This window comes from Actinomycetes bacterium, from assembly GCA_036510875.1.
GTDB lineage: Bacteria > Actinomycetota > Actinomycetes > Prado026 > Prado026 > DATCDE01.
In genome coordinates this window covers 1-8,136 of the sequence record DATCDE010000015.1, presented here as the reverse complement: position 1 = coordinate 8,136, position 8,136 = coordinate 1, and the positions used below count along the sequence as shown (strand labels likewise).

Annotated in this window: 7 protein-coding genes; 4 read left to right on the top strand and 3 right to left on the bottom strand. The window is 77.3% G+C overall.

The window, feature by feature from the left end; genetic code table 11:
• A partial coding sequence (locus tag VIM19_00975; GenBank protein ID HEY5183488.1) for a helicase-associated domain-containing protein occupies positions 1-1,953 on the bottom strand: 1,953 nt, incomplete at its 3' end.
• A gap of 92 nt (positions 1,954-2,045) precedes the next feature.
• Between VIM19_00975 and larE the strand changes: the two genes are divergently transcribed.
• A complete protein-coding gene (gene larE / locus VIM19_00970) occupies positions 2,046-3,518 on the top strand; it encodes an ATP-dependent sacrificial sulfur transferase LarE (GenBank protein HEY5183487.1) in 1,473 nt (490 codons plus the stop codon).
• On the opposite strand, the gene VIM19_00965 is transcribed toward larE, so the two are convergent.
• Positions 3,509-3,739 (bottom strand): hypothetical protein, encoded by a 231-nt coding sequence (locus VIM19_00965; protein ID HEY5183486.1) that lies wholly within the window; start codon positions 3,737-3,739, stop codon positions 3,509-3,511. The two genes, larE and VIM19_00965, sit on opposite strands and share 10 nt — an antisense overlap.
• 109 nt (positions 3,740-3,848) lie before the next feature.
• Between VIM19_00965 and VIM19_00960 the strand changes: the two genes are divergently transcribed.
• A complete protein-coding gene (locus VIM19_00960; GenBank protein ID HEY5183485.1) occupies positions 3,849-4,232 on the top strand; it encodes a cold-shock protein in 384 nt (127 codons plus the stop codon).
• A gap of 34 nt (positions 4,233-4,266) precedes the next feature.
• Here the strand turns inward: VIM19_00960 and VIM19_00955 are convergent, their stop codons facing one another.
• Positions 4,267-4,713 (bottom strand): hypothetical protein, encoded by a 447-nt coding sequence (locus tag VIM19_00955; protein ID HEY5183484.1) that lies wholly within the window; start codon positions 4,711-4,713, stop codon positions 4,267-4,269.
• 51 nt (positions 4,714-4,764) lie between these two features.
• Here VIM19_00955 and VIM19_00950 point away from each other — a divergent pair, with 51 nt between their 5' ends.
• Positions 4,765-5,541: a DUF3027 domain-containing protein gene (locus tag VIM19_00950; GenBank protein HEY5183483.1), complete on the top strand. Its 777-nt coding sequence runs from the start codon at positions 4,765-4,767 to the stop codon at positions 5,539-5,541.
• A gap of 31 nt (positions 5,542-5,572) precedes the next feature.
• The coding region (locus tag VIM19_00945; protein ID HEY5183482.1) for a hypothetical protein at positions 5,573-8,136 on the top strand (2,564 nt) is incomplete at its 3' end.

Here is an 8,136-nt window from a genome sequence, read left to right as displayed (position 1 = left end):
CGGGGCGAAGCCCAGTGCCCGCAGCACCTCGAGGACGGCCTCCACCGGCGCCTGCGCCACCAGCACGGTCGGCGCCAGCCGGCGCAGCCGCAGCTCGCCGGCCTTGCGCTGGGCGAGCAGCTCGGTGAGCACGGCGTCGTCGTCGCAGCGCACGTACGCCGACGCCACGCCCACCCGGATCCGCCCGTGCCGGCGGGCGACGTCGTCGACGAGGTAGGACAGCGGCTGCGGCACCGGGGTGCGCGAGTGGGTCGCCAGGACGGCGTGCAGGTCGGCCGCGGCGCGCCCGGCGTCCAGGGCCCGGCGCACCGAGGACTCGGAGAACCGGTACACGGTGGCCCCGCCGGTGCTCTCCACGTCGGCCATCAGGGCCAGCGCCTGCGCCAGGTCGCTGACCAGGGGGCCGGGGGCCACCGCCGTGAGGTCGGCCTGCAGCAGCACGTGGTCCAGCGGCAGCGGCAGCAGCGGCCCCAGCGCGTCCCGAACGGCGGCCGGGTCGTCGGCCAGCAGCGCCCGGCCGGGACCGGACAGCGCCCCCCGCCCGGTCACGCCGAGCTGCTCGGACTCGCGCAGGAACCCCGCCACCAGCTCGGCACGCAGCCGGGACGGGCGGCGGGGCCGGCGCCAGGCCAGCACCGCGTCGAGGTCGGCCGAGCCGACCGGCGTTCCCGGGGCCGCGGCCGACAGCACGGCGAGCATCCCGCGCCGCACCTCGGGCGCCAGCGCGCGGTCCAGGTCCGGTCCGAGCGCGGCCAGCGCCTTGTCCTTGGCGTCCCGGCTGCCGACCAGGGCCGGCACCCGGGTGGTGTCCCGCCAGGCCGAGGCCAGCGCCACCCAGCGTCCGGTGGTCTCGTCGGCCCGCCACAGGTCGTAGGCGGGGGTGGGCAGCCACACCGGGTCGGCGTCCGAGCTGGGGCCGAGCAGCCCGGTGGCGTAGGCGGTCTCGACCACGAGGGCGGCGAGCGGCTCATCGCCGTCCAGCACGGTGGCCGCCCGGCGCAGCTCGCGGACGCCGAGCCCCCCGGCGCGCAGCACCGGGGGCGGGTCCACCCCCCAGGCGTCGAGCAGGCTCTCGACGGCGCGGACGAAGCCGAACGCCTGGGCGCCCGCGGTGCGGTCCACCTGAGCCAGGTCGTGGGCCGCGGCCGTGAGGGGCTCCGGCGCGGCCGTCTGTGCCCGGTCGAAGGCGCGCCCGCCGCGCAGGTGCAGCGCGACCTCGCGGGGGAGCGCGACCGTGCCGCGGTCGGTGGGCAGCAGCAGGCCGCGGGCCAGCAGCCACTCGAGCGGGGACACCGCCGAGGCCACCCGCACCGGCCGGTCGGCGTTGGGGACCGAGCCGTACGCGGTGCCCCACAACAGGTGATCGAGGACCTCGGCCGCGGCCGCCGGTGCGTCGGCCAGCACGGCGTCGAGGGTGGCCGGGTCGCTGAGGTGCGCGTCGAGCCCGGCCAGGGTCTCCGCCAGGGTGGTGCCCGTGGGCAGGCCGAGGTCCTCGGTCAAGGTCTGCAGCCGGGCGGCCGGCTGCGCGGCGAGCAGCACGTCCAGCGGCGGTCCGAGCCCGCCCGCGCTGGCGCCGAGGGCGTCGCGGACGGCGGTCAGCGGATGGACGGCGCCGTCCGGCGTACCGTCCGCCCAGATCAGGCCCCAGCGGGCCAGGGTCCGCAGCGCCGCATCGACCTGCTCGGCGTCCGCACCGGGCAGCCGGGCGACCAGCCGGGTGACACCGGCCGGCGCGGCGTCCAGGCACAGGGCCTCGAGGACCTGCAGGTGGAACCGGTCCAGGTGGTCCAGCGCCCTGGCCACCGACGGGCCGGACGACGCCCGCGCGGCCAGCTGGGCCAGGTCGGCGGGCACCGGGTTGAGCAGGTCCGGGCGCGCGGTCACCAGCGCGGCGAGGTCGTCGTCGGACGAGGCCCGCAGCGCCTCCGCGAAGCTGCGCGGCTGGCTGCCCATCCGAGCGAGCCTAGGCGATGGACGGTGACCACGTGGGACGGCGCCGCACCGGACGGCGGGCCGCCCGCGGCGCCAGACATTACGCTTCCCGGATGCACCAGTTGAGCGAGCAGCCGTCGTCGGGCCCGGTCGAGCCCCTCGTCGTCGGGTTCGACCTCGACATGACGCTGATCGACAGCCGCCCCGGCATCCACGCCGTCTTCACCGCCTTGGCGGCCGAGACGGGGGCGCCCATCGACGCCGACGCGGTCGTCACCCGGCTCGGCCCCCCGCTGGACGAGGAGCTGGCCCGCTGGTTCCCGGCCGACCGGGTCGCCCCCATGGCCGACCGGTTCCGGGAGCTCTACCCCGACCTGGCCGTCGAGCCGACCCCCGCGCTGCCCGGCGCCGCCGAGGCGCTGGCCGCCGTGCACCGGCACACCGGCCGCTCCGTCGTGATCACCGCCAAGTACGAGCCGAACGCCCGGCTGCACCTGGACCACCTCGAGCTGCGCCCGGACGCCGTGGTCGGCTGGCGCTGGGGCGACGGCAAGGCGGCCGCACTGGTCGAGCACGCGGCCGCCGTCTACGTGGGCGACCACGCGGCGGACATGCGTGCCGCCGTCTCCGCGGGCGTAGTCGGAGTGGGCGTGGCGACCGGCCCGGTGGACGCCGACGAGCTGCGCGCGGCCGGCGCCACCGTCGTCCTCGAGGACCTCAGCGGCTTCCCCGAGTGGCTGGACGAGTTCGTTCTGCAGCGGCGGCTGGTCGACCTGCGCCGCCGGCTGGACGATCTCGGCTCGGTGCTGGTGGCCTTCTCCGGCGGGGCCGACTCGGCGTTCCTGCTGGCCGCCGCGGTGGAGTCGCTGGGGCCGTTCCAGGTGGTCGCCGCCACGGCGGTCTCCCACTCGCTGGCCAGCGGCGAGCTGGACGACGCGAAGGCCTTCGCCGAGGCGCTGGGCGTGCGGCACCTGAGCCCGCGCACCTACGAGCTGGCCCGGGACGGCTACCGCGCCAACGGCGGCGACCGCTGCTACTTCTGCAAGGCCGAGCTGATCGAGGTGCTCCGCCCGGTCGCCGCCAGTCTGTCGATCAAGCACATCGTCACCGGCACCAACGCGGACGACGTCGTCGCGGGCTTCCGCCCCGGCATCCGCGCGGCGGCCGAGCGCGGCGCCCTCACCCCGCTGCTGGACGCCGGCCTGACCAAGGCCCAGGTGCGCGAGGCGTCCCGCCGGATGGGCCTGCCCACCTGGGACAAGCCGGCCGCGGCCTGCCTGTCCAGCCGGATCGCGTTCGGGCTGGAGATCAGCCGGGACCGGCTGGAGCGGGTGGACCGGGCCGAGGCCGGCGTCCGGGCGGCGCTGAAGGACGCCGGGATCGAGGTGCGCAACCTGCGGGTGCGCGACCTGGGCGACCACGCCCGGCTCGAGGTCGACCCGGACGTCGTGGAGTGGGTGGCCCTGTGCGAGGAGGCCAGCGACGCCGTGCTGGCGGCCGGCTTCGCCTCGGTCGAGCTGGACGAGCGGGGCTTCCGCTCCGGCTCCCTCAACGAGCAGCTGGTCGAGCCCGAGCGCTACCGCTGACCGCGCCGCGCCCGCGCGGCCACGACCAGCCCGCCCAGCGCGATGCCCATGCCCAGCGGTGCCAGCATCGACAGGTAGTAGAACTCCACCGGCAGCCGGGCGGTGCCCACAAGCAGCGGGACGACGGTCACCAGGATCGCCACCACCCCGACCGCGAACACGACCCCGCCCACGCGGACCCACCGGTCGCCTGGCCGCTGCTCATCCGTCCGCTTGCGCACCCAGGCAGGGTACGCACCACCTCGGCGAACCGATCCGACTACCCTGGTGGGGCGGTTGCGTCCGACGCGCCGTCCCGCTCAGACACCCCGCAACCGAACGAGGTCGAACGTGCCTACCGGCAAGGTCAAATGGTACGACTCCGACAAGGGCTTCGGCTTCCTGTCCCGTGACGACGGCGGCGACGTCTTCGTGCCCAAGAGCGCCCTGCCGGACGACGTGACGACGCTGAAGGCCGGTACCCGCGTCGAGTTCGGCGTGGCCGAGGGCCGGCGCGGCGAGCAGGCTCTGTCGGTGCGGCTGCTGGACCCGCTGCCGAGTGTGGCCAAGGCCAAGCGCAAGCCGGCCGAGGACACCGCCGTGATCGTCGAGGACCTCATCCGGCTGCTCGACCAGGTCGGCAACGACCTGCGCCGGGGCCGCTACCCCTCGCCGGCCGAGGGCCGCCAGGTGGCCTCGCTGCTGCGCGCGGTCGCCGACGAGCTGCAGGGCTGAGCCACCGCCCACGGGCCGCCCAACGCTGCGTGGCTCAGGACCTGCGGGTCAGCTCGAACAGCCAGACCCCGCGCAGCTGCTGGCCGCCCTGGCCGAGGGCGAGCACCCGCAGCTGCAGCGGCTGGGCGAGGTCGGACTCGCTCAGCGCGAACCGGTAGTACGTCGTCGTCAGCGGCTGCGCGGTGAGCCGCTGGTTGCCGATCGTCGGGTACCAGCCGTCCTTGGCCACGACGGTGTCGACGCTGATGCCGATGGTCTGCCCCGGCAGCACCGAGAGGGTCGGCACGGCCGTGCCGCCGGCCACGCACGAGGACAGGTTGACGGTCTGGGCGGCATCGCTGGACCAGCACCGGGCCTCGGCCCGGTCGGAGGAGCTGCCGGACCACACCGTGACGGCGGGCGCGGGCTTCTCGCAGCCGCTGAGGCTGAGCGCGGCAGCAGCCAGCATCCCGGCGACGACCGCCGTGCGGCGCTTGGTCATGGGTGGTCTCCCCGCAGTTCGATCGATGGGATGAGGCTATCGTCAGTGCCCATGACCCCTGAGACCCGCACCCGCACCGTCGCGGCCGACAAGACCTGCGTGGACGCCGTCGAGGAGGCCCGTGCGGCCGCGGTCGCCATGGCCGGCGAGGCATGGGTGGGGGAGCACCTCGGCTTCGAGCTCGAGGAGGAGCGGGTCGGCACCCACCGGTTCGCCTCGCGGCAGCCGGGCTACCGCGGCTGGCACTGGGCGGTCACCGTGGCGCGGGCCAGCCGTGCCAAGGTCGCCACGGTGGACGAGGTCTGCCTGCTGCCCGGCGGCGAGGCCCTGCTGGCGCCGGCCTGGGTCCCCTACGAGCAGCGGCTGCAGCCCGGCGACCTCGGCGTCGGCGACGTGCTGCCGACCGCCCCCGACGACCCGCGGCTGGAGCCCGGCTACACCGGCCTGGGTGGCAGCCACAACGGCGAGCCGGACGACGAGCGCGAGACCGCCCGCGAGCTCGGGCTGGGCCGCGAGCGGGTGCTCTCCCTCATCGGCATCGACGACGCGGCCGACCGCTGGCTGAACGGGCCGGGCGGACCGCGCGCCCCGATCGCCGAGGCCGCCCCGGCGCACTGCGCCACCTGCGGGTTCCTCGTGCGGGTGGCCGGGCTGCTCGGCCAGGCCTTCGGGGTCTGCGCCAACGAGTACGCCCCGAGCGACGGCCGGGCAGTGACCTTCGACCACGGGTGCGGGGCCCACTCGCAGGTGGCGGTGGCCTCGCTGGCGAACATGGCGTCCGGGCACGTCATCGACGAGGTGGGCTACGACGAGCTCGGCCAGCGCTGACCCGTTCGGTACCGCGGCCCTGCGCCGCGCCGTGCTGTCCGGGTGGGCCGCCGCGCCGGCCCGCTTCCGTGAGGACGCCAACGCCGAGGAGGACGCCGCCCTGGGCGGCTACCGGGACCGGCTGGTCATCGAGCTGGCGCAGAACGCCGCGGACGCCGCCGCCGAATCCGGCGGCCGGCTGCTGCTGCGGCTGGACGGCGAGCAGCTGACCGCAGCGAACACCGGGCGGCCGCTGGACGCCGACGGCGTGCAGGCGCTGTCCACCCTGCGGGCCTCGGCCAAGCGCGACGACCTCGGGTCGGTGGGCCGGTTCGGGGTGGGCTTCGCCGCGGTGCTCGCGGTCACCGACGAGCCGCTCGTGGCCTCGAGGACCGGGGCGGTCGGCTGGTCGGCCGCACGGACCCGGGAGGAGGTCGGGCAGGTCCCGGCGCTGGCCGAGGAGCTGGCCCGTCGCGCCGGGCAGGTGCCGGTGCTGCGGCTGCCCTACCCGAGTGACGCCGAGCCGCCGCCGGGGTTCGACACGGTCGTCGTGCTGCCGCTGCGGGCCGGCGCCCGGCGGGCGGCCGAGCGGTTGCTCGACGAGGTGGACGCGGGCCTGCTGCTCATGCTGCCGGCCCTGGCCGAGGTGGCCGTCGAGGTCGACGGGGTGCGCCGGTCGTTCCGAGCCGCTGACCTCGACGTGCGCTCGGTCGAGGCCACCGGCCGGCTGGACCCGCAGCTGCTCGCGGACCGGCCCACCGAGGAGCGGGCCGCCCGGCAGTGGTGGGTCCGCTGGGCCGCCCCGCTGCCGGCCGGGACGCTGCCGGTGCTGCACGCCCCCACCCCGACCGACGAGCCGCTCGACCTGCCGGCCCTGCTGCTCGGCTCGTTCCCGCTGGCCCCCGACCGGCGGCACGTGGCGCCCGGCCCGCTGCGCGACTTCCTGGTGGCGCGGGCCGCGGACGCCTATGCCGAGCTGGTCGCCGAGGTGACCGGCCCGGACGCCGTGCTGGCCCTGGTGCCCGGCCCGGTGGGCGCCGGTCCGCTCGACGCCGAGCTGCGGCGGGCCATCGTCGAGCGGCTCGCGGACGCCCCGGTGCTGCCGGGCGGGCGGCGACCCTGCGACGCCGTCGCGGTGGACGGGCTGCCCGAGGCGGCCTACCCGGCGCTCGCTGAGGTGCTCCCCGGCCTGCTGCCGCCGCAGTGGGCCGGACGCCGCGAGCTGGACCGGCTGGGCGTGCGCCGGATCCGGCTGGCCGACCTGGTCGACGACCTGGCCGCGCTGGACCGGCCGCCGTCGTGGTGGCAGGCGGTGTACGAGGGGCTGGCCGGCGCCGAGCGGGAGGCGCTGTCCGGCCTGCCGGTGCCGCTGGCCGACGGCCGGCTGGTGCGCGGCCCGCGCGGGGTGGTCCTGGACGCCGCCCCCGAGCTGGCCGCGCTGGGCCTGCGGGTGGTGCACCCGCAGGCGGCGCACCCGCTGCTGGAACGGTTGGGCGCGCTGCCGGCCCGCCCCGAGGTGCTGCTCGACCTGCCCGCCGTCCGGGCGGCCGTGGCCGCCTCCCTGGACGCCGACGACCCCGAGCGGGTGGCCGCGGCCGTGCTCGGGCTGGTCGCCGACGGGGCGGCCCGGCCCGGCGAGCGGCCGTGGCTGGCCGAGCTGGCGGTGCCAGACGACGAGGGCGGCTGGTCGGCCGCCGGCGAGCTGCTGCTGCCGGACGCGCCGCTGGCCCAGGTGCTCACGCCCGACGCCCTGGGCGTCGTCGACCCGGCCTGGGTGGACCGGTTCGGTGCCACGGCCCTGGCAGCGGTCGGCTGCCTGTCCACGTTCGCCCTGGTGGTCGACCCGGACCTGCCGCTGGCCACCACCGACCACGACCTGGACGCCGAGGACGAGTGGGCCGACGCCCTGCTGGACGACGTGTCCGACGACCTGCTGGAGGATCGGCCCGACGACCGGCCCGGGCTGGACGTCCCGCCCGTGGTGGCCGAGTTCGTCGCCGTCCGCGACCTCGACCTGGTCGACCCGGACCGCTGGCCGCAGGCGCTGCGACTGCTCGCGGGCGACCCCGGTCTGCGCGCCGCGGTGGTCACCCCGGTCCGGCTGCGCCTCGCGGACGGCCGGTCGGTCGACCGGCGGTCGTACACCGCGTGGTGGCTGGCCCGCTACGCCCGGCTGGACGGGCAGCCGCCCAGCCGGCTGCGTGCCCCCGGGTCGGACCCGGCGCTGGGCGCCCTGCTGGCGGAGGCTCCCGACCTGGGCCTCGACGCCGACTTCCTCGCGGCGATCGGCATGGCCACCCGGCTCACCGACGTGGTGGCCGCACCGATGCTGCTGCCCCTGGTCCGGGCCGGCTCCCGGCCGGGCCCGGGGCTGCGCCCGGACGGCGAGGGGTCCGAGCTGCCGGTGCCCGGCGTCGCAGCCCGGGTGCTCGCCGGCGCCCCGGCGACCTACCGGGAGCACGACGACCTGCGGGTGGCCGGAGTGCCCTGCGACTGGTGGGTGGACGACGACGGCACCGTGCACGCCGCGACGGTCGAGGGGCTGGCCCGCGGGCTGGCCTGGGCCGCCGACCGCTGGGAGCGCCGGCTGCTGCTGGCCGCCGTCCTGGCCGAGCC